The organism is bacterium, from assembly GCA_037128595.1.
Classification (GTDB): domain Bacteria; phylum Verrucomicrobiota; class Kiritimatiellia; order CAIKKV01; family CAITUY01; genus JAABPW01.
Genome location: JBAXWB010000005.1, coordinates 35,690 through 60,736, shown reverse-complemented (window position 1 = coordinate 60,736; position 25,047 = coordinate 35,690). Strand labels below are relative to the sequence as shown.

Below are 25,047 nucleotides of genomic sequence, written 5' to 3'. Positions count from 1 at the left end.
TCATTGATGTTCCTTTTGTTCCGGACTGGAGTTCCCGTGTTATTTCCAGTTGATCTTCTTCCATTGCCGCGTCTTATTGCTCTCAACAAGGGCCGCCAGGATTTTCATCTCGTCATAGCCGGTCCTGAAATCCGGACGGGAGACGGGCGACACCAGCGGCTCACCTTTGACGGCATTGTAAAAGTCCCTGAAGAGATTCAATTCCGCATCGTGGTACCCCAGCGGATGCCCACCCGGCAATGTCGCGTACCGCGCGATGCTCTTGTCCAGCAAGGCGGGTGCCTCTGTAAGGATCTCGTTGGGCCGTTCCCGATGACCAATCCACAGTTCCGTCGAATGCTTGTGGTTCCAGGCCATGGAGCATTCGCTGCCATAAATCTGAAACTCTGTATCCGACTTACGGCCGGCACAGGCCTCACAGGTGGAAAACGAGCCCGGTGCTCCATTGGAAAGCCGGAACAAGGTGGCCGAGTAGTCTTCCAACTGCACATTGACTTCTTCGGTCGCTGAATCAGCCGCCTGGGCAAAGGCCAACACTTGCTTGCGGGGCTTTTGTCGCTTGGGAATAATCGAGGCGAAATCGGCCATCACCTGTTCCACCGAAAGTCCGGTAACGAACTGGACCAGATCAAACCAATGGCTGCCCAGATCGGCCGTGATGTTTGATTCCCCGCTCTCCGACCGTTCCAGACGCCAGGAATAATCCGTCACCCGGGAGAGCCAGTCCTGATAATAGGAGCCGCTGACCATCCGCACTGACCCCAGGTCGCCGCGCCTGACCCTGACCGCCATTTCCTGCACTATCGGATAGTAGCGGTAACAGAAATTGACACCATTCACCAACCCCTTCTTCTCCGCGAGTTCCGCCAATTCCGCCGCCTCGGCCAGATTCATAGCCAGTGGTTTTTCCGACAGCACATGCTTGCCCCGCTCGAGTGCCAGCTTATTGATGGGGTAGTGGAACTTGTTCGGCGTACAATTATGGATGACGTCGATTCCCGTGTCGTTCAAGATGCTTTCGGGGTTATCGACGGCATTGGGAATATCATATTTCCGGGCCGCCTGCCGGGCCAACTCGAGATTGATATCGCAGACCGACTTGATCCGGACCCCTTCCACCCGGCGCAGGGCCTCAAGGTGGATCGGGCCGATATAACCGGTTCCAATCACCCCGACGTTAATCATTTCCGGCCTCTTTTCCCAAGCAGGGCCTGCATAATCAGGAGGTCCAACCCTTCATAATCCCGTTCTGCGATCAGGGCTTCGATCTGCTTCTCGTCCAGCGAGCGGGACACCTCAAGCAGATTCATGAAGATTTCCCGGCTATTGGACAGATGGCTGACGGCCGGAACTTTCTGGGTCCGCATCGCCTTGACATCCAATCCGACCCACTCGCCGTTATTCCCGAACCCATGGCGGTCGAGGATACGAACCTGGTTGAAGGCGCGGCGCAAATCGACCGAACCAAAGGTCTTGTCCTGGTCAAACTTCAAGCCGTTCTGGTCGTTCAGGTGAACGCTCCACAACTTCTTATGTGCCAGCGCATAGCCCATTTCATCGGAAGGATCGAGCCCGGCCAGGATGGCGTGGGCACTCTCAATCAGGCAACCGACCCGGGCGGGATCATTCGTTAGCAACCCAAGTCCGATCGCATGGCCAATGGTCGGGATATAGGTATGATCCATGGGCTCATTGGGCTTCGACTCGATCATCACGCGAATGGTCTTGTCATAGTCGAGCATTTTCTGAACCGCCTCGGCAATACGCAAGGCGGAGGTGACGGAATCCTTGGATTCCCGGATATAGGTTCCTTCACGGGCGAGCCAGAGAACGATGTTCTTCGTGCCAAGGGCCCGGGCGATATCAATCGTGCGCATCGAGCGGTCAAGGGCGAACTGGCGCTCAGCGGCACTGTTGGAGGTGTATCCCCCATCCGTCGTCCGGGCATCCTCCCACAAGCGGGGGGCCACAAACTCGGGCACGAGCCCATGCTGGTCGAGCAACGCCTTAACCTTGCCGGCCTCGGTGATGATGGCCGCAGGCGTCAGCTCGTTCATATTGGGCACCACATCGTCGTCGTGGAATTGAACCCCGTCAAAACCGAGTTTTTTGTAATAGTCCAACTTCTTGGCAAACGTCAAACTGCCCCGAACCTGCGGGCCAAAGGGATCCGCTCCTTCATGAATGTTCCACGGACCGAATGAAAATCTGAATGTTCCTTGCATACTGATGACTCCTTCCGGCGGCCTGTCAAGCCACGCTATTATTGCTGTTAAGACTTCATACTGCCGACTAATTCGCTAATGAACAATAGACGAGAATTGCTATTTCTATACATTTCTTGCTATGGAGGTACTAGAAAGATATGCCTTTGTTTTGACGAGTGTTTCCGGGCAGGCCAGCAGCGGGAAATATTCCAATCCCACATAACCCTGGTAGCCCGCCTTCTCAATCTTATTAAGAATAAACGGGTAATTGGTCTCCCCATCGAACAGCTCGTGACGCCCGGGAATTCCAGCTGAATGGAAATGCCCGATCCACTGGATATTCTGCTCGATGAAGGCCGTCAGGTTGCCGGTCATGATGCCCATGTGATAGATGTCATAAAGCATTCTGACGTTCTCCAACCCCACCTCCTTGACGATGGCCACCCCTTCTTTCGGGCAGTCCAGGAAATAGCCCGGGTGATCCACCTCGGTATTGAGCACTTCCAGGTTCAGGCGGAAGCCTTTGGCCGACGCCATTTTCCCGGCTTCACGCAGGGCATGGACCAAGGCCGAACGCTGCTCCTGATAGTTCCGGCCCCCGACCGACTGACCAGTCGTCACAATGCCCTGTTGACAACCTGCGGCCAGCGCGTTGTCTGAATAGCGATCCATCTGCTCCATGAACCGCGGGAGGTTTTCCTTGAGAATCGGCGCCACATCATCCTGGCTCGCGAAATTCATCACGATGCTGACCAGTTCGACTCCTGAACCTTTTCCCGCATCCGCCATCTCCTTAAGGACGGCGGCATCCCCGCCTCCCCAGGTCTCAATATAGCGGTAACCGCACTCCGCGATCTTCCCCACCCTCTGCCCGAAGGGCAGGTCTTTGAAAAATAAATCAATCAGAACATCAACTTTAGTCATTTCAAACTCCTGAGAGTCTAGAACAGGTTCTTGAGATCAGCGGATAATTTGGCAGCCAATACCGCAGTGGTCTCAGCCGTCATCGTCGGCGCAATCGCCAGTGTCGCCAACCGGCGCATAATGTCACGGGTATTCGGACACATATCTGCCTTATAGGCGGGTAGTTTGCCGACATGAGGGCATTTGAACGGGCATCCTTCCGGGGTGGCGGTCTTCTGCTCCAGGATATGCTCCCAGTTCCAGTAGACATGCCAGTCCCGAACGCCCTTGGTATCGCCCGCCGCCAGCCCACCGAGACCGATTCCCGCCGTAATGGCCTTGGTCGCCTGGTCATTGTTTTCGAACAAGATTCCCAGATTGTAGCCGCATACGCCGTCTTCATCATTGGCTTCAACCCACTTCGCGCAGGAGGGCAGTTTAGCTTCGGCGCGAATTTGCTTCCAGGCGCTACGGGTTTGATTGCAAATCCAGTCCAGCTTCTTCAATTGAGCGATTCCCACCGCAGCGCACATCTCCGGCATCCGGTAATTCTCGCCGCAAAACAGCTCGCCCGGTTTGCGTTCCCGCGCGAAACGGTCAGGACGCCAGCAGGCCGCCGCATCATGATAACTCTGGGCCTTGGTGTACATCCATTCATTATTGGTGAGCACCAACCCGCCTTCGCCAGTCCCAATGACCTTATAGGCGTCCAGGCTGATGCAACCGATATCCCCGATGGTGCCCAGGTACTGTCCCTGATATTTCCCGCCAAACGCCTGGGCAGTGTCCTCAACAATGACCAGTTTGTGCTTTTTGGCAATCGCCTTCAATTCATTCATCTTGGAGGGAAGCCCCAGCATATGAACGGGAAGAATCGCCTTGGTACGGGAAGTAATCGCCTTCTCCACCGCCACGGGATCCAACGTCAGCGTCTCATCAATCTCCACAATCACCGGAATGGCCTTGGCCACCACGACGGCAGAAGCTGACGCAAAGAACGTATAGGCGGGAATGATCACTTCATCACCCGGCCCGACGCCTGCGGCCACCAGCGCCGCCACCAGCGCGCTCGTGCCGGAATTCACAGCCAGCACATGATTCACCCCGACCTTGGCAGCCACCTGTTTTTCGAACAGGTCCACTTTGCTGCGGGGATTGTAATACCGGAAGAAATTGCCGGCGTCCGGCGCCTTCTCCTCACGCTCCAGCACTGCCAGGATATCTGAAAGCCCTTTTGGGCTGACATTGAAAACATCGATCACTTCCATTAATTCATCCGTCGAGTACTTGACATAAGGTTTCACTGTATTTGCCATAAACCGTCTCCTTTAACTGCGGGTTGTCTGCTTCAACTTCAGTCAAGGTACCATGGAGTATATTTATTTATCACCTAGCTTTGCATGTAGAATAGACCTATTCTACATGGATGAAAGTCGGATTATGAATGCTGAAATAGTATTGGCATCCATGGCCAGCTCTTTTTAAAAAAGAAACTCCGGCGACCGTTTCGGGGGGGGGGGGACCTCAATCTGAGATTCCTCCTTTCCTTTGCTTCAGATGGCCGCGAAGGGCCGCGAAGGAGCACCTCCCCTCGCGTGGATAGAAAGGAAAGGCGCCGGTATCGCGCAGGTGCCGGGCATATTTAATGTTCAAGGTCCCTTTGGCCGAAACAAACTGACCCCAGAAGCCGTAATGCCACCCCACACTGGTGTTAATGGGACTCAGACTGGTTTGCCACTCCGCGGGAAAGAGCTCCAACCATTTCGGAAACGAGTTCAGCCAGGTGCCGGTCTTGAGGATGTTGGCACCATACTTCGCCTCAGTCTGGTTCATCAGATCCGACAGGCAGTGAGGCAAATAGCCGGGATCGGCAAAAATACTCACCGGTGCAATCGCGTTGCCGATATGAAAGTTGACGACGCCGGGAGTCACCGCCTCGGGGGTATCATACATGAGACTGCCGCACTGGTACCCGGCTATTTTGACGGTACTGCCAAACGTCTTCCGTGCGAAGGTTTCCAATACCGGGCGAACGCATTCCACCGCCTGTGCTTCAAACTCCGCTGCCGATTTGACATGAGTGTGGATCGCCGCCAACCGGTTCTCCAGTTCGACCCAGGCCGGGCGGGTGAAATCCTGCGTGGCGATGTCATAGTCGGCCGGAACCGGGTCGGTTTTGCGGCACAAATCCACGCGATGGCGCAGCACCTCACGAATCGTCTCCCCGGGATGCTCGTCGGCCCAACGCCAGGCGAAATGGAGTTGCAGGCTCGTCAGGTCGAGCAGGAACTGGAGAAACTCAGGGAAGGGCAGGCTGTTGTTCATAGCCGCAAATTTTACATAATTGCCGGGTCACCGGCAATTTGATTCCATTCTGGCTAACGGCAGAGGCGGGATCACGCATGGCGAAAGCCACGATAATAGGTGGCGTAGTCTTTACATAACAGATGCAGAGGAGCCACATCCTCTTCAATTTCCGGGAATCGGCCTGCAGGGTCGAGGAATCGGTTGTCCACATGGTCATCATTGACGCGACTGACTTCGCCGACAAGGACCATGCCCTTGCCAGGCTGACCCCAAAACCGGTGATAAAGGCGTTGGGGCAGACAAACGGATTCACCCGGTTTCAGTGTGATGGTCTCGCCTGCCTTAACCTTGACCCGGACCCCATCCATGGCCACGGTAACAGGTGATTGGGCCAGTTTCTCGCCGGGCGTGGAATTCCACAGCCGGATGACCAGGTTGCCGCCACCCCGGTTGATGATGTCTTCCATCTTGTGAAAATGAAAATGGGTCGGGGTGAGCTGATTTTCTTTGACGATCATGATTTTCTCGGCGTAGCTCTTGCCGTTTTCCTTTTTGAGATCAGAAAGTTTCCCATTGCGTATCGTAATGAGCAGCAATCCCACTTTCTTGAAATCACCGGATCCAAAATCCGTGATATCCCAGCCGAGTTGCTGATCAATGATATCGCGGCATTCCGGGCCCTTGCGCTTCCAGTCGGATGGAGACCAATGGGCAAACGGCGGCATCAGGAAGTTCATTTTTTTCAAGAACGTCAGTCCTTCGCGCATAATGTCATTGATTTCAGATCTTTTCATTCTTAACGTCCTGTTTGTTTTTAAATCCGGATCACGTGTTCATCGTTCAATTCCAGACTACCCCTGACAATCACCGCTTTTTCCCAGTGAACTGAGCCGCCTGCTTGCGCTGAGCCATGGCCTTATCGGCCGCCCCGGCATTACGACGTGCAGCGGCAGCATTCTGCTTCATTTCTTCCACCGTCTTTGTCTTGAGGCGCGCGGCCCCTTCCGTGCTGTGAAGGCCGAGTTTTGCCTCCGAGGCGAACCGGGCCTTGGCGGCCGGAACCGCCACCTTATACTGCGGCAACCAGCGGGCCTGCGCCACCAGCATCTCATCAACCATCTGGGAGATTTCAGGTGGCGTACACACGGCCGAGGACAGGGGATCCATCAACACGGCCTGCTTAAGCAGATTCACGTCGCCATGCACTGCCGCTTCGACCGCGAGCCGCTGCACGCTGATGGAGGCATTGCATATGGCCGCGCACCCCAGGGGCAGATCACCGACCTTGGGAACACTGATCCCGTTCCGGTCGACATAAGCAGGCACTTCCACAATCGCGTCGTCCGGCAGGTTGGTGATACAACCATTATTGGTGAGGTTGAAGTGCCCCCGGTAGACACGCCCTGTCTTCAGTCCCTCAATGATGTAACTGCAGTGCTCATGACCCCGTTTCTCAGGGGAGAACACCTCCGGCTTACCCTTCATCCAGTTGGGGAAGTCCGTCTCAAACCAGTTCCGGCCCTCGGTGCAGACCCGCAGGTAGCCGCCCGTCTCGCCATCAATCCAAGACCCCATGTCAATCCACTGGTGCAGTTCCGCGGGGCGTTTCCGATACCAGGCGACATATTCCGAAACATGCCCGTTGGATTCGGTGGTGTAGTACCCGAAGCGCTTGAGCATATCGATGCGCACTTTCTCCGACTTACTGAAGGCCGGATGCTTTTCAAACCCCTCCAGCAACCGTCCAGTCCAATCGGCACCCTGATAACGAACCTGGGTATACCACGTCTGATGGTTGATCCCGGCACAGATGATATCCACCTCCTTCGGGGTGATATTGACATAGCCTTTCGAACCGGGCTTCTTATTGCCATTCACCAACAACTTGATCACTTCGGTAATCTGCCAGTGACCACCCTGCACCCCGTGACATAAGCCCAATGTCGGCACGCCGCCATATTTGATCGCCGCCCAGGTGTTCATGGCATTCGGGTTGGCGTAATTCAAGAACAGACAACCGGGGGCGGCTACTTCGCGGATATCTTTGCAGAACGCCAGAATCTGGGGGATATTGCGCTGCCCATACATGATGCCGCCGGCACACAGCGTGTCGCCAACGCACTGATCGACCCCGTATTTGAGAGGAATATCGACATCCAGTTTAAAGGCCTCCAGCCCGCCAATCCGGGTCGTGTTCACCACAAACTCTGCGCCCGCGATGGCCTTACGCCGATCGGTCGTTGTGACGATTTTAGCCGGCAACTTGTTGGCCTTGATATCCCGGCGGGCAAGCTGCGCAATCATATCCAAGTTCAGGGCATTGATATCCATGAACCTGAATTCGGCATCCCGGAATTCCGGAACCGCAAGAATATCCCTCATCAACCCCCGGGTAAACCCGATGCTCCCCGCCCCAATAACCGCAATTTTAACTGGCATTGTCTTTTTATCCTGTGTTTTGTTTGAAGATCAGTTTTTGAATCACTCGTTTCCGGCTACACCCCTTCGAACACGACTAGCAGGTGCGCTTTCACTTCGGGCACTACAAGCCAGCAGTACTCGCCCTCCATGGTAAAGGGCAGGGCCTCACCGGACGGGGCTAGATAGACAGAGGCCGGCCGTTTGCCGACCCGAACGGACAAGGGAATGTCCCGCACCGGGTAAAGCTCCTCGATCCACTCCACCGCGATGTGGCGCCGCTGGGGTTGAAAGTTAACCAGATGTGCCACCAACCGCTTCGGCTTCGCCTGACGATTGACAGAGATTTCCATGGCCGATGGGGCATGCGTCTTCACCAGAGGTTGCGGGAAAACCTGTTCGAGCACACGCGCCACGATGCTCTTGTAGAGCGAGTAAGCATGGCTCCTGTAGGCCTTGAATACCTCCGTTGAAATATACGCCACCCGGCCCTTCACGACGACTACCGGATAATCCGTGGTTTGGTCGTACGGAGTCTGGTTATGGGAGGAAAAATGATCATAGCTCCGGTTGAAGTAAGAGCTGACCAGCCGGCCCAACTCCAACGCCCCTTTTAACGGTTTGACGAACGTGCTTGCCTCGTAAAAGACGAATTTGCTTTGCGGCCAGCCCTGGCCCAGGGTCTTGCCCAAATCCAGATAGCAGGGCGCGCTCGGGTTCCCGCCCTCATATCGGACCGGCAGACCGGGACAGAGGAACTTGCCGTCCTGCAAGGAGGCCTGGTGAGAGGCAATGACCGCGCCGCCCTGATCGATGAAAACTTTCAGAGCTTTCTGCAGGGGGGCTTCGACCATACCGCTGTCCGGTAGGATCACGACCTTGTAATCTTTCAAATCGGTATCAGGATAGATCAGATTGAACTGCTGCTTTAATTCCAGCAGCATCCGCCCGGCACCGTCCACCGCTTCCTGAATGCCCGCCATGTGTCCCGCCCCAACCGCCTTCCCGGCTTCCTCAGGGGCCCCGGGAAGCATCATCACGCCGATCTCCGCCACCGCCTTGGCCCCCACACACCAGGGTTCGCATTTTTCAACATGCTTGAAAGCCGCGCCGATCACCTCGTAGGCACCTTTGTCCAGTTCACCACGCGGGTGGCACTGGTCGCCCACATTCATCACGGCCCCGGCAGACAAGATGGTGCCCGTCTCAAACATCATCTGATCAACCGTTTTTACCCCTCCGAAATCGGCCCAGCTCTTGTGGAAGCGGGCCGTCATTCCCTGAAGCGGACGCGGCAGGACCCGGCCATAGCGGGCATGGATCGGGAAGAAGGCGTAACCCCAGCCACCAGTGGGCAACGCCTCGATCTCGATGTGCGTAAAGACATCGAGTTCCTCGGCAATACCGGGCCGCATGCGGCCATTGAAAAAGATGGTGGCGTTCTTCTTGACCTTCCGGATCGCCTTGGTCAGGCGCTGCGTATACTCGCGGGTTATCAGGAATTCATGCTTCCGGTGATCCTCGTCGCTGGTGAAGTCCAGTCCGCGCCGCTTCATGCTGTCGTAACACCGGGGACAATAACAGCCGGGATCCGGATTGTAGCACATGTCGAAGAACAGCCCTTCCACGTCGTACCACTTCAGCACCTCAACGGCCTGGGCCTCCAGTTCATCCACGTAGGCCGGATTGTTCATACAGTGGTTGTACCAGCCGGGCGCCAGGGTCTCGCCCCATTTCCAGTACTTGCCATCCTTGAGATGACCAATCCAGTCGTGGTTCACCTTCGCATGATGTTCATCGACCCGCACACTGAGGTAAGCCGGGGTCACGATGCCACGCTGGCGACACGTCTCAATCTGCTCACCCAATAGATCAAATTTCAGACTCGGGTGAATCGTCCCGGCCTGGGTCGGGTAATAGCTCATCCCATGGTGGCACTTGGCGAACAGGGTAATCCAGTTTACCCGTGCCTCGTCCAGTATGTTTCCGAAGGTATCTGCGTCAAATTTAGCCCCTACATCCGGGATCAGTTCAGAAGTATGGAAATCCAAATGGATCTGGCGGAATCGCGAGGCCACCAATTCCGGCCCCGAACAGGTGATCGGACTCTTTGATACTTTTTTTATCTTCATGAAAATCTCTACATTTCTGTGTTAATCGTTACTTCATCCAAAGGATATTTGTGACAATTCGCGGATAGTACTTGCTTCCCACCGCCTTGCCCGACTTGAACTGATCCGAGCAGGCCTCAAACTCGGATCCATTACGCTCCCATTCCGCATGAGCATGATCGGCGACGGCTCCAGCCTTCCCTTGTTTCACCCCGAGAATCGTGCCGGCGATATGCTGGCAGAGGTTGATTTTGCTCATCCAGGAATTATCCGCCGTTGCGGACAACTTCCATCCGCCATCCGGATACAGACAGACCCCCTCCACCAGGACATTCTCCAGGTGCCGCTTCAGGGTTTTCATGAGGCTCCCGTATGGCCCCTTGAAGGACAACGCCTCCTTCAATCCCATTTCATGCGGGAAAATCAGCCCCTCGATGACAGGAATGATGGCGCTTTGGTTATCCCCCTCCAACACCGCAGGGATAAACCCTAACTTCTTACTGAAGCCTTTTACCAGCGATTTGGCGCACAATTTGGCCGCTTTCACGCATTCGTCCGCCTTGTCGCCAGCCCCAAGCGTCTGAAACATATACTCCAACGCCAGATAGGAGGCCCAGCATTTGGAGGCGAGATAGATATTGTTGCGCGCCTGCCCGAGCGAATGGTCGAGAGAGTCATAGGTAGTAATCTCTCCCCCGCCCTGAGTGAAAGAGCTTTCGCATTTCATGATGCCGGTTCGCTTCCGGGGATCGGGGTGATCGCGATGCTGCAGACTCCTCAGGCAATCCTCAAGGATCCCGCGATTCCTGACCAGGAAATCGGCATCCCGGGTCTGGGCAAAATAGACACCGGCACAGCAGACCCAGTTGGCCAACTGCTCACAGGTCATGAAGGAAAAACATTCGCGATCCAATCCGGCGACCTCATAGCTGCTGCGCCCCGATGGACTGAACTGGTTCATGACCCCCATGTCATGGGTGAAGGCGATCCCGCCCTCGTAGAGTTTACCCGGTTTCCCAGGCTCAAACACCTGGTCATAATAACGGTACTCACTCACAAACTGATCCAGCACATTACGCACCGTCCAGGGATTGAACCGCATTTCAAAGAACAACATATCCACGGTGAGGTCAAAGGTATTCATCATCAGGTACTCACCTTCGTTGACCACCCAGCGCGGGCGCCCCCCGTCATCCAACCACTCGGTCGAGCCCCAGTAGCTGTGCGTGGCATGGGCGATCAGGAATTTCTGTTCTTCCGTCAGTTTGGCAGACGCCAACTCGGCATCACGTGCTTCGGCTTCAGCCAAATAACAGGGAGCCGTCTCAAGGGAATAGCGCAACACCTCTTCAAGATTGCTGAAATAGCGGGTGTACCAGTACTTCGCATTCTTGCCCGTCGTGGCGTTCCCCTGCTTGAAATACCCTACGCTGATCAGCAGTTCGCGCTTCTCACCCGCCTTGGCTTCGGCAATAAAGCCTGCCGTTCCGCCCAGCAGGAAATGCGGGGTGCGATGACGCCGCCGCATTGCATGGGGCAAATCAAAATTCACAAAGGATTCCACCTCCTCCTCCGTGGCCATTCCCATCCTGTCCCGCTGGGTCAGGCACTTGAACGGCTCATCCTGTCCCGAGGACACCGCCCACCGTCCGTCCATGGCTATGGCAAAGAAAAACCGCCGGGGGATCTTTGATTTACGGTTATCGCAACTCACCTTGATCAAGCTGGCCGGACAGGAGGCATATTTTTGTTCCGTAGCGGAGCTGGCAGCCGGGTCTGGAATCGAGAAGAATGGGGTCACGATCTCAACACTCACCCCTTCCGCACTGAACGAATCGGACGCCCACCGGTAGTCCCGCGTGATCTTGTCTGCAGGAATCACCCGCTCCCGCGGCTGCCCGCCAGCAGGCTGACCTCCCTGGACATAGCGTGCCCGCTCACCCTCATTCATGGCGAACAGGGGCAGGAAATTAAGGCCCCCCGTCTCGTCCTCATACCCCACATATACCCCGCCATCGGCAGGTTGCCCCTTCTCCATGGCCATGCCGCCCCGGGCACCATGCATACCACACGTTAATGAGCTATGAGCCCCCATGGGCGAATGATGTGCGTGAAATGACGATTTCATGTTTGTATAATCCCGTTTCTCCCTAGCAAGTGAGAGCCCATACTACCCAATAATTTTCGATTGTCACAATAGGATTGTTTTTACAGTAGCACAGAATTAACAGCCCCTTCGAAGAATGATCGCGTGGATGACTGGTCAAGGTCTGCGGATGCGACGGAGCGCATCCCTCCATTGGGAAAACACATGATTTTTTCATGTTATCAATCTTTATGGAGGGTTTCGCTCTGTCGAAACCTGTGCCAGAGGGGTCAAAGCAAAAGCCCCTTGGATGACTGGTCAGGCGAATCAGTTGATTGCTGTAATGGGCCCGGCGCGTACGTAGGAGTTATCTCACCACCATTGGTCGTCGGTTCAAGCCTGACCGGGCCTGCTATTCGAGTCTAAGTTCGAACTCCTCGCCATCGCAGTTCAGCATGACGCTGTAGGCCGATATTTTGACGACGTAATAGGCTCCGATCCGTTCGCCTTCTTTCATGACAGTGCCATTGATGATCGCAACGGGATTTTTCTCGGAGTAGAAAATCCCTTTGAGCACCGGAATATCTGGCCGCGCCACCTTGGGGCGGGACGACTGGCTCACTACCACATCCGTAGTGCCCCCCGCTCCCATGGCAACACTTTTCAGGGGGATATCAGCGCCCTCCGGTTCCGGGGAGCTGGCCGCAACCTCCGCATGGGTGGCGGGAATTGATAAAAAGCCATTGCCAAGCCCCCCTTCGTTCGAGCCACACAAGAAGTAGAACAAGGCCAGCGCCACTATCGTGACACCAACCAAAATCATGATAAAACTTGGACGGCCAGAGGCATAGGGTGGTACCGGAACCGGTTTTTGAGGATCAAATGTCGGGGCATGTGGAACAACGTCATCCAATGCCCGATTTCCAAGTCGCTGTTTCTGGGCTTTTTTCAATGCATCGCTGATGGTGCTCATGAGAATGTCCCTCAGGCAAGATGTTCGCCGTCAAGTTCCTTGATGCAATCCTGGACATGAACGTGATCTAACGCAAAACGCTCCATCACAAACCCCCTCAAAAGAGCCTTATCGGCCAGAATATTGATTAGCCGCGGTACTCCGCCGGTATGAGTGTAAATGGCCTTGATCGCCTCAGGGCTGAATACGACTTGACCCGGGGAGCCGGCCACCGCAAGCCGATGTTGGATATAACCGGCAACCTCCGGCTCATTCAACGCCCGGATATGGAACCTGACGGCAATCCGCTGCTTGAGCTGAACCAGCTCCGGTGCGTTTAACTTGTCCTTCAATTGCGGCTGGCCGACCAGGACAATTTGCAGAAGCTTCTCTTTCTCCGTCTCCAGATTGGAGAGCATTCTCACGGTCTCAAGGGCCGAGAAGCGCATATTCTGGGCCTCATCAATAATCAACACCGCATTATTCCCGCAGGAAAGTTGCTCCAGGAGGAATTGATTGATTTTTTTAAGCAAATACCCCTTGGTGCGTTTCTCTGCGGTAATCCCGAATTCCTCGACAATGGCCTCCAGAAGTTGAATTTCGGGCAAAACAGCATTGAGTATAAGCGCGACCTTAACCTTGGGGTCAAGCTGGTTCACCAGAGCACGACAAAGGGTCGTTTTGCCGGCCCCGATCTCCCCGGTGATGGCCAGGAACCCCTTGCGCTGCTCGATCCCGTAACGCAGGTGATCTAAGGCTTCCTGATGAGTCGAACTCAGAAAGAGGAAGCCAGGGTCACTGGTAACATTGAAGGGCCCCTCCCTGAGATTATAGAATTCACGGTACATCGCATACTCCCATCGTCTCGAATTGTGAAATAACGATCATCTGACCAAGCCTGCCACCTCACCACCTTTGGGCGGAGATTCGATAGAATCCCGAGCGCGTATCCCCATTGGCTGTAAAATTCGTAACGCTCCCAACCCCTCTGATCCAGGGTGACGCGTTCGTCCAGCTGCCGCTCATCAGATCGGAACACGTCATCAGGGCATAGAGATGGCCCGTCGAGGTTGAAAACTCAAAATCCTGCTGCCCGTCATGGTGCGCATACTGGCCAAGGCGCAATACCGACATATTATTGGTTGGATCTGTGCCGGCTATAAATTCATCACGGTCAACCGCACCATCATGATCGGAATCCGTTTGAACCGCTAAATTGGTCAAACCACCATAATATCGGACTTCCCACCAGTCAGGGACCCCGTTGGTATTGATATCCGCTTCACTCATCAGCGTCACATCGTCAACCTGCCACCACCAATCATAATTGGCATTGTAGTAATGAAAACGGACCACCACAGTTGACGCCTGACTTAAGAGCGCAGTGAGGTCTATCCGCACCTGCCCCTGATAACTGGCGCCTGTCTGCCGCCACACATTACACCACCCCCCACTCACGCCATTCGTACTGACATCCACATCCGCCACTTCCTCCGGGGGGAATTCATAACGCTTGAAATCAGTTCGGAATACCAGATAAGTAAGCGCCGTATGCACCACGGCGTAAGCAGGACTCCGCAGTTCTGCATTCGCATTATCGCCATATTCCTCCACATAAAAACTATTTATCTCTGCAAATCTTCCTGAACCACCCGTCAAATTCCCATTTACGGCAGGATCATCAAACCGCCAAAACACATTCGTATCTCCATTCACCGCGATGGACCATCCCTCGGGCAGCCCATCGCCAAAGTCATTCGACACCACCGTCTGGACGTCACCGTCCCACAGGATATCCCCTGCCATCCCGTTTTCCGGTTCCATCAAGGTGGAAATGCATAGTGCCACTGCCACACCAACAATCGAAATATCGCATGGGGTCTTCATTATCAGCGTGGGACCACTTAACGCCAATCAGAAGATTGATATAAAATGGTTACCTCAAATTATCTCGATTTCACGCTAGCCACGCCTGTTGCACCTTTTTGATCACTTACGCGTATCACATTGTTTCCAATAAATAAAATATTGCGGCACTGATAAATAGCTGTATGCCCTCCTGATGAAATAATATCACCTAATGAAGAATCTCCCACAGACCACACCAATGGCAAGGAAGGGTCAACTTTCGAGCCAGTAACCACTAAGGTGACTGTATCCAAAAGATTCGTAAGAAGCACATTATCAGGAGTTATAAGCAGAGCATTATTTTCAGCTGGATCAACTGCAGCGGAACCAGGCGTCTCAACTGACCTTTCATGACTCACTGTCGCAACCCCTTCGGAATCCCCCTGATCCCTAACATGGACAGTGTTATTCCCGGTTTTACTAGTTGATTCATAAACAGCAGTTACCCCATCCGAAGCTCGGATATGACCCATTGACGCATCCCCTACCGACCAGATCAGGGGAAGGATCAAGGCCACATTGCTACTCGTTAATGAGGCCGTGAAGGTTACCATTGAGACATCATTTGTCACGATGGCACTATCTGGACTGACCGTCATGGCATTATCGGTCGTTTCCGTTGTTTCGCACCCAGTGATCATGATCCCCGCGACCACCGCCATAACCACTCCGAGCACCGCAACTATTCGCATCGTCTTCATCATCAACCTCCCTTTCTTCATGTTATTTCAACTCTTACAGAAAGACCTCACTCCATGGAAAGTCTGTGATTCTCACTTCAGGCTCAAGCCCCGGAAACATTTCCATTGGCAGCAACGAGGCGTCATAGGTCACGTTATAATCCATTTTCAGCCGGATACTTCCTGCCGCAATAATCGCCCCCATAACCGTCCCGGCTTTATCGGCATCAATGGATCCTCCCGCATAGATCAAACCGGAAAACGTTAAATCCTTTTTGATATTTATATTTCCCGGCGTGACGAGCGCGCAACTTCCTATCGAAATTGAATTATCCTTTGCCAACTCAAAGCCGGAGGCTGCATAAAACAGGTCATTCGATCCGGACGTACAATCTTTGTCGAGGGTCATGGTGCCTCCTGAAATCACTGTCACATTATTTCCGATTACAGCCGATCCACTTGAGATGGAGACATTTCCGTTTACTACCAACACTCCGGGCCCATCAATTCGTCCGCCGACATTAAAGGAGGACATATTTAAATAATTGGTATGTCCTCCTAAATTATAGGGGTAAATCGGACTTGTAACCGCACCTGCGGAGGCGTTTGCAATCACCGCATCATAGGATGAAGTGTCCAGGACAGGCACGTTAGGGAGTGATCCCGGCGGTGGGTAACTCCCTCCGGTGACGTCATCATAGATTCCCCCGGAGACACTCGGCCCGCCGGATACAAACCGATAACCATTGTCCGCAAAAATATCACCTGCGATTGTCGTGTCCTTCCGCAGTTCCATTGTGTTTCCAGAATAAATGGCATAATCAAATGCTAATGGCCAATCCTCCTCCACCTTGATTGACTGTTGCACAATACGCACCGCATTCTGCCATGTACCAGTTGAAACAATTTCGAAATTCACATTGTCCACGCGGATGATCCGTCCCGCATATCCGAGATCAGATCCGACAAACAGGTACGGAAAGCGAAAAGGATCATTCCGAATGGACGAATTCCCCCTCAACATTGCGCGCGCGTGATGAAGCCCCGCATCTGCCGACCAAAAGGCCTGATTCCCATTTACAGCCCTTGATACCTCAACGGCATTCAGGGTGCCCAGTTGCAGCAGACTAACCCCCACGACGCTCATGGCCAACATGATCACCAACACCATTCCCAAAATGGCACCCGCCCGGCTATCTTGATTCCCTCGTCGTAAGAATTCCCATACTGACAGCATGTTCATGATCTAATTCCTCATACGCATCCAGATATTGCTATACCCCATCACCAGCCCGGTATCCTGATTATTCTGATCAATTCCATTAACGGTAAATGAAACACACACCATTTTACCCGTTGTCGCGGATGTAAATGTCCCCAACCGCTTGTCTAACAGCACCATAGTTCCCCCTCCCGGGTCATCAGGGTTATAAAGGAGGCTCCGGCGCCCATTGCTGGTTTGGACTGAAAAAGACCGTATGATCCCACCGGGAGTCCGGACTTTCAGCCGGTCCACCCCTACCTCTCCCGTCACCGTATTGGACGCACTCCGGATCGCCAATTCAAACGTATGAACCGCCACAGCTCCATCACGCTCCATGTCAACGGCGGCAGCCGCCCTAATCCACCCCCGGTAAATGTTCGCTAACAAGATTCCAGACGCGATGGCGAGAATTGCCGCAGCGCTGAGCCCCAAAAGGAACTCAATAAATGAAAAACCGGTTTTCATGGAGATTCTCATTGTGATCCTTGATTCATGGGCCATAAAGCGTCGTTAACGTCACATGGTCAGGTTTTTTATAGGTCGCCTGCACAGTCACCCGAAGCATCTTTGACAACCCTAATGCTGACCAATTCGTGAGGCTTAATCCGGTACGGAGTTCCTCCTGTGACGAATCCAGCATAAAGCTATCGTGATCTGCAGCCGTCGTCACCTGCCAGCCCGATCCATCTCGCTTTATCCAAACCACAGCCGTGCCGCTCACTTTACTGGTGAGCTGATTGAAGGAGGTACCCCTGAGTTCCTCCAAGCGGCTATTCGCAACCGCTAACGCGGCACTGCGATTCCTATGAACGGCCAGCGTATTCTGGGTCTGAGCCACAAAGCTCGCACCTGCAATCGCAATTACGGCCAACACTACACAAGCCATCATCACCTCAATGAATGTCCCACCCTGGCTAAAGCAGCCGAGTCGTCGAATAGATTGCTTATAAATATTCATAATAGAAGGCCCAGATTATGGATTAATACTCCACTGTGTTATCCCCCCGTAAAGTGATCCCACGCCACTTTGCTGGCGGGGGAGCCGAGGCGGTTGAGTGGATTGATTACGAATACGTTCGTCGTATTTGACAGTCATTTGATAATGGCGCAACGTATTCGTTTGTGATGAAGAGAGCATGGTGCCTGTCAAAGAATCAAGCCATCGGTTTGTGCGCGGATCATACCAGGCGGAACGGTCACCGCTACTACCCGTATACCAATCGCGAAACACTAATACCTGATTCATTGCGGCATAATTACCGAACACCTGGAACCCTGTCGTAGGCTCCTCCTGACGGGTTGGGGTGTTTGCCGAAGTGTTATAATAGAAATCGTTGGCGGCAAACATAAAGGCATCTACTGTATACGTTGTCCCGTATTCAGGATCACCAAAATAGACATTTCCGCCGCTTTGCAAATGGCCGGCAGAATCATAGCTGCCTAATGACACTAACCCCAACAAGCTATTGGTTGAGGCATACTTCAAGTTGTCACTGATATGAATATCACGAGTGGACGCAATAGTGGCCGTCCCGTCAATCGCGAATCCATAGACATTAAGGTTATGAAACCATACATTTCCATCGACATAGTACGTTTGATTGGCCCCGAGTGCTAAAGGCGTTTTGGCCTCTTTTTGCGTTGCCCCGTTATTGTTGGCATTCATGGGTTCAAAATAAAAGTCATCCCCCGGGGTGCTGCTGTTTTCAGCTGAACGATCTGACGGATTGATCACCACCACGTTCCTCAACGGATGGCCTACCGGCAGGTTCCCCGAGGTTACCCGCGCATTCTGGAATTCCCGGCGTATGTTCCAGTTATTGTTGGACGCGTAATTCATGACGACTAAATCAGGAGCAGGAATTTCCATGACATTTTCATATTGACTTCCCCTGATGGATGCCGCATTCGATAGCGCAATCCGTCCCGTAGCCTCCACGTCCCCCATCAGGTGATAGGCATTGGGAGCGGGCGCGTTGCTGATCATGCTCTGCTCATAAAGCACCACATCCCCATCAGCATAAATGTTACCCATCACCACATCACGCCCACTTCGCTCATGGCCGGAGACTGTGGCGGGATTCCCGGTTCCACGTAATGTAAAGGTCCAAGGGACCCCGGACTTGTTGGCTGCAAAAATGGCATGCTGGTAGGACAGCGCCAGATACTGGAACTCGACCCGTATCCGTTGCGCATCCCCCTGGACCGTACCGACTGATTCCGCATAAGGCGGGACCGCATTCGAAACGATAGCGACTTGAATCCCTCCTCCGCCCAAGGATGTATCAGTGAACGGCGACCAAACCCCGGCGAAAGCCCGTTTGTCAAAACGTTGAATTCCTGCTTCTGCGAGCCAAAAAGCCTTAACCGAATTCAGATATCTCGACGTTTCCAAAGCATTCATCGTCGAAGACGACATCAGCGCCACCCCCAAAACAGATACGGCAAGTACGACCACCATGACCATTCCGAGCGCCATCCCGCTCTGATCCCGAAGAGATCCCATACCCTTCATCATGTTATTCGAAAATATTTTCATGATTTTTCCATACTAATTTCTGAAAAAAGCAACACAGCTAAAGTCGATCGAGTCATTTGTGTTATTCATTTCAATTTTAAAAGTTGCGGAATTGGTTGAGCGGCTGACTGAAAAAGCCGTGATCCACCCTTTCGATAGCAACATTCTATTGCCGGTCCCTGCCCCCCGTGCATACACCAGGTTCGGTCCCGCGGCATCAGCGCTCCATGAATTGTTGGCGCGATAGATAGAACTTGTTCCCACGGTAAATACGACACCCGTTGTCCCCATCGTCGGGGCCGTGACATCAGCGCTACGAGCTTCGCGCGCAAGTTCCATGAGAGTGGGCGCCACCACGCGCATCTCGCCCTGCAGATTTGCCATTTCTGACTGCTGCTGTATGGCCCTCACCATGGACTGAAGCATCGTGCCGGCGGTCAACATAATGATCGCCGTCGCCACAATCGCGATGCTCAATTCCACCAGAGTGAACCCTTCACTGATATGATGCAGCTGCATAGGTCTCCTCATCTTCATCATTTAGAGCGGTACGTCTCGAGTGTCACCGCGCTCCCGTTGTTCTGATAGGCGACAGAGACGGTGACCTTCAGACAATTATCCCCGCCGGAACCCGCATTGACTACGGTGGTCGTCATCCCGAATCCGGCGATATGATTCAGCACAACATTGGTTGTCTGAGGGGACCCTACCAACCCAGCCACACTCGGATAAGCCCACCCTCTCACCACCTGTTCCATCCGCATATTTGCCATCTCAATTGCGGCGCGTTTGTATTTCTGTGTCACCGTCTCAACCTGACCAAGGCTAATCAGCGCCGCCCCCGCAATTGCCAGAATGGCAAGCACTAGCAACGCCATCAGGATTTCGACCGATGTCAATCCATCACGTGGCGAGCCTGCCAGACGCAATACCTGATATCGGGAGCATCCATTCATATTCGTTATTCACTCTCATAAAGTCGCACAATGGTCTGACGGCCTTCCCCATCCACTACTACGATATGATCCGTCGCTACCTTCAGAATTCGGGTCCCATCCAAGGTGTCTCCCTCCTCAAACACCCCCCGGTCTGTCAGGGCTAGTGACTTGTGCCCGTCTTTCGCGATACCGTTGAGTTTCAGGGAGAAGGCGGCCAAAGGAGTGCTTGAAGGCCTCTCTTCTTTAGCCGCTCGCTCCCGCTCATCCAGGGTGCGCGTATCCAGTTCCGGCCATTTTGTTTTAGCCAGTTGATTGACGGCCAATATCAATGTATTTAGCTTTTCCAAAGCTGGCCCGATCTGGCCTGGCCACTCCTCACCTGGCGAGGAAAGCATAGCAATCGCCCTCGCATTGATCACCGTCTCCAACTCATAGACCTGAGATGGACCCAATTTTAGAGGTCGCATTTTCAATGACGCCACCCGGAAACAACGTGCAGGCTGGTCCAATTCATCCAGCCACCCCACGACCGCAGCCATGCGCCCTTCCCCGCACACCTGAACCCTGTAGTCATTGCACGAGACCGCTATCTGGGGGACAATTTTCTCCACATTAATTGATTTCACCGCAACCCCCTTGACCGAAGCCGCCTGACTGACACGATGCGACCACTCCCCGTTTTCTTTTCCGCCATTATTCATGCGGAAATTACTGAGGGCTTTTTGAGCCATGGACAAACGAGATTCCAGTTGCGGCACCTCCTCAAGCAAAGCGGCTGGCCGCATGACGGCCTTCTTTTCATGTGTGACATAACCATAACCACATATGACAACCGCAAGCAGGACAATCAGAGGAACCAATAGACAGGTAGCCAGTTCCACACGAAACAACCTGATTTTTCCTTTTCTCATGTTATGGTCCTCCCATAACAGCGGAAAAACGCCAGCTCATCGCCTCCTGCCCACCCAGTCGGACTCGTTCACTATTTTCCATTTCAACCTGCGACAGGTTTTTTGATATCAGGGGTTGCTTTTCCCACAATGTGATAAGCTTAGGAGGCGTGATTTTTGCATCCTGTTTCAATGATAGCGGCATGATCACGTCAAAGGTGATTTTCTTCGAATCCCCATCATAACAAACCGAGCCTAATGATAGTCCGGAAGGCAAGGGGTCTATCAGCGATATCAAGATGGAGGCAATTCGTCCTTGAGCCTGCCCGAATTTTAAAATGGCCTCCATATCCCGAACGCAAGCGGAATACTCCTGACCCAACATCTTCTCATAGTCACCGATGGTTCGAAATCCCGGGTGGTTCACCAGTATTTTTTGTTCCTGCGCCGCCACCAAGGTCTGTTGAGACTTCCAATATAAGGCTCGCTTGAATACCTGGTTTAGCGTCAGTGCGATCGCAAGGGCCATCAGCAGCAGATACAGCGCCACCCAATGCAACCATTTCCGGCGCAACTCCAGAGGCATGACATACCCCCAAGCCATATTGAGTTGGTAATGAATCATTTTATTTTCTCCTTAATGCCAACCCGAGCGCCGGTAACAGGATCCCATTACTGATCCCCTGCCGAGATAAGACTTTATCAACGGCTCGGCTTGTTTCCAGACACTCTTCCCAGGGCTCCCAAACCTGGACCTCCTGCTCCAGTCGTTCATGGATTTCCTCTGGCAACCGCGACCCTTTGGATATCTGGCCAGCCATCACCACTCGGCCAGACGAATGCCAACCGAGCTTGTATTCCCCGTAACGCATCACATCCCGGATATTTTCGACGAGAAATCCCGGAGACTCATCCCACGTGGACGCGCGGCAGTAAACGGTATGGGGATAGATCACCCCAGGCGCATGCTGCAGGATGATGTCCGCGGAGTGGGGCGAAATATTGACCAGACACAGGGGGTAATCCTCCGCATCCGTCCCGTTAAAGGCGGCACGCAGATTCGCGATCGCCAGTGCCCGGATGTCGAGAATAACCGGGTCTAAATCAGCCGCACGCAGCCATTCCAATTCCGCCTCAATATCTTTCAACGGCGCGGCCGCGAAGATGCCGGTCATCAGGGCTCCCATCTTGATCAGATCCGGGCCCCCATTGAGATGCCACTCCACCACCAGATCCTGTCGGGGTAGTTGCAAGGCTTCTTCGGCCTTTAACCCCAAAACGGCACTTAATTCACTGCCACTCATGGCGGGAACACTGAAGGGGCGGACCGCCAACGATCCGCTGCGTAACGCCGCACACACGGTCCGGGTAGGCATTTTGGAATGCCTCCACAAGGCCTTGATTGCTTCCGCTTTCTCCCTGAGCGAACCAGCGGGATCGTAATCCACCCACCCGGCATGGGTGATCAGGTAAGACCCTGCCTTCCTTTGATGCAACCGCGCCGCAGTAATGTGAGTATCGCCGAACTCAATTCCCGCAATATCTGTTGTGGACCAACTGATCACAGAACCCTCCTCACCCGATACCCATTATTGATTTCAAAGCATCGTTCCACCCCAATGGCCATCACTATCCAGTGTCACCGTCCCTCCCGCGGCATCATTGGTATATCCCGTCGCGGTCAAATTAAAATTACTCATCGTGACCGTTGTCAGCCGATATCCATCTGTTTTAAAATAGGTGCCATCCAGGTCGCCCGATTTCACCATCAAGATCGTCACATGATCCATTGTTTTGCCTGACTCACTATCCGGATAATGGCCGTTTTCAACCTTGTAAACTTGAAGCGCACTGCGAACGACTCCCAACCCCGTCTGACCTTCCGTTGCCATGGCTTTTTTCTTATTTCCAAGCATCAACGGCACCGCCACTGACATCAGAATGGCTACGATGATGGCCACGACCATCAGTTCAACCAAAGTGAATCCGGATTTGGTATTCATACACTATGCCCCAGCCCGTAACCGGCCTCCCCTCGCGGCGGAACGCCGTTACGGACTACGGGCCTCAATATCAAATCGGGCTATCAAAGACCGCCCCAGGTCCCACTCTGATCCAATGTGACCGTCGGAGGACTATTTGTGTAGCCCTGCGCCTGCATGGTGTAATTACTGGCGGAGGATGACGTCATGGTGTATCCAGCTGACCTGTAATATTTGCCATCCAGATCACCATCTTTTACCGTCAACCCCGTAAACCCGGGAATTTGAGCGCCCGCGCCAATGACGGGATAACCCCCATGCTCGGCCTTGTAAACCTGCATGGCGGTCCTCAACGTTCCCAAGCCCGCCTGTGCCTCTGTAGCCATCGCGCGGTCTTTATTCCCCATCATCAAGGGGATGGCCACTGCGGCCAGAATGGCGACAATAATGGCCACCACCATTAACTCAACCAACGTAAACCCTGCTTTGCTATTGATATTCATGCTTTCCTCCTAATTGTGTTTGTTGCGTTTAATCCCTTCATAAGGTATATCCCACGTCCCTGCCCCGCTACGGATTCACCATCCACCTCCTTTGTTCGGAATTCCAAGAGAATATGATTTTCCATGTCACCCTCTCATCTCACCGGATATGACCCGCGGCCGTGAAAACCGGCAGATACACCGCCATCACCAGCACCAGAATCATGCAGCCAAATACGACAATGATGATGGGTTCGATCAACGCCATGGCAATCATGATCGCCCCCTCCGCCTGATCTTCATACACATCCGCCACCTTGACCAACACTTCGGGAAGCTTGCCGGATGACTCCCCGACCCCCACCATCCGGACCACCAGCCGGGGGAATACCTGCCGGTCCAGGCTGGTGGCAATATCATTACCTGCCATAATCCGGTCCCGGGTCTGACGCAGTGTTTTTTCCATGGACTTGTTCCCAAGCACTTCGGAGGCGATCTCGATCGCGGTTCCAACGGGAACGCCCCCGTGCAACATGATCCCCAGATTCCGGCAGAACCGGGCCACCGCAATCTTGCGGATAATGTCACCCACCACCGGCAGGCGCAGCATCAACCGGTCAATGTGGCAACGCCCCACCACTGTCCGGCCATACATCACTCCTACGGTCATCAGCACGAAGAACCCTGAGAAGATCCACACGGTGTTCGAAATAATGAACCCGTTAACCATGAATACTATTTGAGTCAACCGGGGTAGATTCCCGCCCGTGGAACTAAAAATCGACTGGAACCGGGGCAACACAAACAAGGTCATGATCATTGAGACAATGACAAAGAAACAGGCCACAAATATAGGATAGGCGATGACCGACTTTATTTTCCGGGCCAAACGATCGTTTTTTTCCAGACTCACCGCCAGGTAATCCAGTGTTTCAGTCATACTGCCGGATTCTTCCGCCGTTTTAATCAATGCGACAAAAAGGGGATCAAAGGCCTTCAATTCATTCACAATGGCCTGGGAAAAGGGAAGCCCATCATCCAGCCGCTTGAGAATGCGGAACAGAACTTCCTGATAGGCCCGGTTGTCCATGTCTTCGGCAATGGTCTCAAGCGCTTCCCTCAAGGGAACACCGGATCCAACCGAAATCGAGAGCTGCCGGCAAAAAACGGATTTTTCAGACAAGGTAATCGAGCTGAGTGACCAGCGTTTGAAAGACGTCCACATGGTATTGTGATTAGTCACCGCAGCCTGAATCGCATGATCCGTGATTTCCATGACAACCAAACCGCGGGCATGCAATTGCGACAACGCTTCAAACCGGGTGGAGGTGGAGATTTCCCCTGCCACCATTTTCCCGGAAACATCCCTAGCCGTATATTGATATGTGGGCATAAACCGTT

25 protein-coding genes are annotated in these 25,047 nt (G+C 53.5%); all 25 read right to left on the bottom strand.

Going from position 1 to position 25,047, the window contains the following annotated elements:
• Nucleotides 1–39: 39 nt before the first annotated feature.
• Nucleotides 40–1,185, bottom strand: a complete 1,146-nt coding sequence (locus WCS52_04040; GenBank protein ID MEI6166343.1) for a Gfo/Idh/MocA family oxidoreductase — start codon at nucleotides 1,183–1,185, stop codon at nucleotides 40–42.
• A complete protein-coding gene (locus tag WCS52_04035; GenBank protein ID MEI6166342.1) occupies nucleotides 1,182–2,225 on the bottom strand; it encodes a TIM barrel protein in 1,044 nt (347 codons plus the stop codon). Before WCS52_04035 ends, WCS52_04040 begins: the two co-directional genes overlap by 4 nt.
• A 105-nt stretch (nucleotides 2,226–2,330) precedes the next feature.
• Nucleotides 2,331–3,131, bottom strand: coding sequence for a TIM barrel protein (locus WCS52_04030; GenBank protein MEI6166341.1), 801 nt, complete (start codon nucleotides 3,129–3,131; stop codon nucleotides 2,331–2,333).
• Between the two features lie 17 nt (nucleotides 3,132–3,148).
• Nucleotides 3,149–4,426, bottom strand: coding sequence for an aminotransferase class I/II-fold pyridoxal phosphate-dependent enzyme (locus WCS52_04025; protein ID MEI6166340.1), 1,278 nt, complete (start codon nucleotides 4,424–4,426; stop codon nucleotides 3,149–3,151).
• Between the two features lie 208 nt (nucleotides 4,427–4,634).
• Complete coding sequence (locus WCS52_04020) at nucleotides 4,635–5,435, bottom strand: hypothetical protein (GenBank protein ID MEI6166339.1); 801 nt, start codon at nucleotides 5,433–5,435, stop codon at nucleotides 4,635–4,637.
• 71 nt (nucleotides 5,436–5,506) lie between these two features.
• Nucleotides 5,507–6,211: a D-lyxose/D-mannose family sugar isomerase gene (locus WCS52_04015; protein ID MEI6166338.1), complete on the bottom strand. Its 705-nt coding sequence runs from the start codon at nucleotides 6,209–6,211 to the stop codon at nucleotides 5,507–5,509.
• A 70-nt stretch (nucleotides 6,212–6,281) separates the two neighbouring features.
• Nucleotides 6,282–7,856: an alpha-glucosidase/alpha-galactosidase gene (locus WCS52_04010; GenBank protein ID MEI6166337.1), complete on the bottom strand. Its 1,575-nt coding sequence runs from the start codon at nucleotides 7,854–7,856 to the stop codon at nucleotides 6,282–6,284.
• A gap of 56 nt (nucleotides 7,857–7,912) precedes the next feature.
• Nucleotides 7,913–9,967: an alpha-amylase family protein gene (locus tag WCS52_04005; protein ID MEI6166336.1), complete on the bottom strand. Its 2,055-nt coding sequence runs from the start codon at nucleotides 9,965–9,967 to the stop codon at nucleotides 7,913–7,915.
• Between the two features lie 28 nt (nucleotides 9,968–9,995).
• A complete protein-coding gene (locus WCS52_04000; protein ID MEI6166335.1) occupies nucleotides 9,996–12,074 on the bottom strand; it encodes a glycoside hydrolase family 52 protein in 2,079 nt (692 codons plus the stop codon).
• Nucleotides 12,075–12,444: 370 nt separating this feature from the next.
• Nucleotides 12,445–13,005 (bottom strand): hypothetical protein, encoded by a 561-nt coding sequence (locus WCS52_03995; protein MEI6166334.1) that lies wholly within the window; start codon nucleotides 13,003–13,005, stop codon nucleotides 12,445–12,447.
• A gap of 11 nt (nucleotides 13,006–13,016) precedes the next feature.
• Nucleotides 13,017–13,832, bottom strand: a complete 816-nt coding sequence (locus tag WCS52_03990; protein ID MEI6166333.1) for an AAA family ATPase — start codon at nucleotides 13,830–13,832, stop codon at nucleotides 13,017–13,019.
• 58 nt (nucleotides 13,833–13,890) lie between these two features.
• Nucleotides 13,891–14,871, bottom strand: coding sequence for a hypothetical protein (locus tag WCS52_03985; GenBank protein ID MEI6166332.1), 981 nt, complete (start codon nucleotides 14,869–14,871; stop codon nucleotides 13,891–13,893).
• A 59-nt stretch (nucleotides 14,872–14,930) separates the two neighbouring features.
• Nucleotides 14,931–15,596 (bottom strand): hypothetical protein, encoded by a 666-nt coding sequence (locus tag WCS52_03980; GenBank protein ID MEI6166331.1) that lies wholly within the window; start codon nucleotides 15,594–15,596, stop codon nucleotides 14,931–14,933.
• 31 nt (nucleotides 15,597–15,627) lie between these two features.
• Nucleotides 15,628–16,500 (bottom strand): hypothetical protein, encoded by an 873-nt coding sequence (locus WCS52_03975; GenBank protein MEI6166330.1) that lies wholly within the window; start codon nucleotides 16,498–16,500, stop codon nucleotides 15,628–15,630.
• A gap of 318 nt (nucleotides 16,501–16,818) precedes the next feature.
• On the bottom strand, nucleotides 16,819–17,301 hold the full coding sequence (locus WCS52_03970) for a hypothetical protein (protein ID MEI6166329.1): 483 nt from the start codon (nucleotides 17,299–17,301) through the stop codon (nucleotides 16,819–16,821).
• Nucleotides 17,302–17,326: 25 nt separating this feature from the next.
• Entirely contained in the window at nucleotides 17,327–17,725 is a 399-nt protein-coding gene (locus WCS52_03965) for a hypothetical protein (protein ID MEI6166328.1), read from the bottom strand.
• Nucleotides 17,726–17,809: 84 nt separating this feature from the next.
• A complete protein-coding gene (locus tag WCS52_03960) occupies nucleotides 17,810–19,375 on the bottom strand; it encodes a hypothetical protein (GenBank protein MEI6166327.1) in 1,566 nt (521 codons plus the stop codon).
• A 12-nt stretch (nucleotides 19,376–19,387) separates the two neighbouring features.
• Nucleotides 19,388–19,873 (bottom strand): prepilin-type N-terminal cleavage/methylation domain-containing protein, encoded by a 486-nt coding sequence (locus WCS52_03955; GenBank protein MEI6166326.1) that lies wholly within the window; start codon nucleotides 19,871–19,873, stop codon nucleotides 19,388–19,390.
• 17 nt (nucleotides 19,874–19,890) lie between these two features.
• Entirely contained in the window at nucleotides 19,891–20,310 is a 420-nt protein-coding gene (locus WCS52_03950; GenBank protein MEI6166325.1) for a hypothetical protein, read from the bottom strand.
• Nucleotides 20,311–20,315: 5 nt separating this feature from the next.
• On the bottom strand, nucleotides 20,316–21,203 hold the full coding sequence (locus WCS52_03945) for a hypothetical protein (GenBank protein MEI6166324.1): 888 nt from the start codon (nucleotides 21,201–21,203) through the stop codon (nucleotides 20,316–20,318).
• Between the two features lies 1 nt (nucleotide 21,204).
• On the bottom strand, nucleotides 21,205–21,807 hold the full coding sequence (locus tag WCS52_03940; protein ID MEI6166323.1) for a hypothetical protein: 603 nt from the start codon (nucleotides 21,805–21,807) through the stop codon (nucleotides 21,205–21,207).
• Between the two features lies 1 nt (nucleotide 21,808).
• Entirely contained in the window at nucleotides 21,809–22,747 is a 939-nt protein-coding gene (locus WCS52_03935) for a hypothetical protein (protein ID MEI6166322.1), read from the bottom strand.
• A 33-nt stretch (nucleotides 22,748–22,780) separates the two neighbouring features.
• Entirely contained in the window at nucleotides 22,781–23,185 is a 405-nt protein-coding gene (locus tag WCS52_03930; GenBank protein MEI6166321.1) for a prepilin-type N-terminal cleavage/methylation domain-containing protein, read from the bottom strand.
• Nucleotides 23,186–23,268: 83 nt separating this feature from the next.
• On the bottom strand, nucleotides 23,269–23,667 hold the full coding sequence (locus WCS52_03925; GenBank protein MEI6166320.1) for a prepilin-type N-terminal cleavage/methylation domain-containing protein: 399 nt from the start codon (nucleotides 23,665–23,667) through the stop codon (nucleotides 23,269–23,271).
• Between the two features lie 139 nt (nucleotides 23,668–23,806).
• Nucleotides 23,807–25,039, bottom strand: a complete 1,233-nt coding sequence (locus WCS52_03920) for a type II secretion system F family protein (GenBank protein MEI6166319.1) — start codon at nucleotides 25,037–25,039, stop codon at nucleotides 23,807–23,809.
• Nucleotides 25,040–25,047 lie beyond the last annotated feature (8 nt).

What these genes read in the sequence shown, in the direction of transcription:
- WCS52_04040 (MEI6166343.1), bottom strand. Translation starts at nt 1,185, where the DNA reads ATGATTAACGTCGGGGTGATTGGAACCGGTTATATCGGCCCGATCCAC.
- WCS52_04035 (MEI6166342.1), bottom strand. Translation starts at nt 2,225, where the DNA reads ATGCAAGGAACATTCAGATTTTCATTCGGTCCGTGGAACATTCATGAA.
- WCS52_04030 (MEI6166341.1), bottom strand. Translation starts at nt 3,131, where the DNA reads ATGACTAAAGTTGATGTTCTGATTGATTTATTTTTCAAAGACCTGCCC.
- WCS52_04025 (MEI6166340.1), bottom strand. Translation starts at nt 4,426, where the DNA reads ATGGCAAATACAGTGAAACCTTATGTCAAGTACTCGACGGATGAATTA.
- WCS52_04020 (MEI6166339.1), bottom strand. Translation starts at nt 5,435, where the DNA reads ATGAACAACAGCCTGCCCTTCCCTGAGTTTCTCCAGTTCCTGCTCGAC.
- WCS52_04015 (MEI6166338.1), bottom strand. Translation starts at nt 6,211, where the DNA reads ATGAAAAGATCTGAAATCAATGACATTATGCGCGAAGGACTGACGTTC.
- WCS52_04010 (MEI6166337.1), bottom strand. Translation starts at nt 7,856, where the DNA reads ATGCCAGTTAAAATTGCGGTTATTGGGGCGGGGAGCATCGGGTTTACC.
- WCS52_04005 (MEI6166336.1), bottom strand. Translation starts at nt 9,967, where the DNA reads ATGAAGATAAAAAAAGTATCAAAGAGTCCGATCACCTGTTCGGGGCCG.
- WCS52_04000 (MEI6166335.1), bottom strand. Translation starts at nt 12,074, where the DNA reads ATGAAATCGTCATTTCACGCACATCATTCGCCCATGGGGGCTCATAGC.
- WCS52_03995 (MEI6166334.1), bottom strand. Translation starts at nt 13,005, where the DNA reads ATGAGCACCATCAGCGATGCATTGAAAAAAGCCCAGAAACAGCGACTT.
- WCS52_03990 (MEI6166333.1), bottom strand. Translation starts at nt 13,832, where the DNA reads ATGTACCGTGAATTCTATAATCTCAGGGAGGGGCCCTTCAATGTTACC.
- WCS52_03985 (MEI6166332.1), bottom strand. Translation starts at nt 14,871, where the DNA reads ATGAAGACCCCATGCGATATTTCGATTGTTGGTGTGGCAGTGGCACTA.
- WCS52_03980 (MEI6166331.1), bottom strand. Translation starts at nt 15,596, where the DNA reads ATGATGAAGACGATGCGAATAGTTGCGGTGCTCGGAGTGGTTATGGCG.
- WCS52_03970 (MEI6166329.1), bottom strand. Translation starts at nt 17,301, where the DNA reads ATGAAAACCGGTTTTTCATTTATTGAGTTCCTTTTGGGGCTCAGCGCT.
- WCS52_03965 (MEI6166328.1), bottom strand. Translation starts at nt 17,725, where the DNA reads ATGATGGCTTGTGTAGTGTTGGCCGTAATTGCGATTGCAGGTGCGAGC.
- WCS52_03960 (MEI6166327.1), bottom strand. Translation starts at nt 19,375, where the DNA reads ATGAAAATATTTTCGAATAACATGATGAAGGGTATGGGATCTCTTCGG.
- WCS52_03955 (MEI6166326.1), bottom strand. Translation starts at nt 19,873, where the DNA reads ATGCAGCTGCATCATATCAGTGAAGGGTTCACTCTGGTGGAATTGAGC.
- WCS52_03950 (MEI6166325.1), bottom strand. Translation starts at nt 20,310, where the DNA reads ATGAATGGATGCTCCCGATATCAGGTATTGCGTCTGGCAGGCTCGCCA.
- WCS52_03945 (MEI6166324.1), bottom strand. Translation starts at nt 21,203, where the DNA reads ATGAGAAAAGGAAAAATCAGGTTGTTTCGTGTGGAACTGGCTACCTGT.
- WCS52_03940 (MEI6166323.1), bottom strand. Translation starts at nt 21,807, where the DNA reads ATGATTCATTACCAACTCAATATGGCTTGGGGGTATGTCATGCCTCTG.
- WCS52_03930 (MEI6166321.1), bottom strand. Translation starts at nt 23,185, where the DNA reads ATGAATACCAAATCCGGATTCACTTTGGTTGAACTGATGGTCGTGGCC.
- WCS52_03925 (MEI6166320.1), bottom strand. Translation starts at nt 23,667, where the DNA reads ATGAATATCAATAGCAAAGCAGGGTTTACGTTGGTTGAGTTAATGGTG.
- WCS52_03920 (MEI6166319.1), bottom strand. Translation starts at nt 25,039, where the DNA reads ATGCCCACATATCAATATACGGCTAGGGATGTTTCCGGGAAAATGGTG.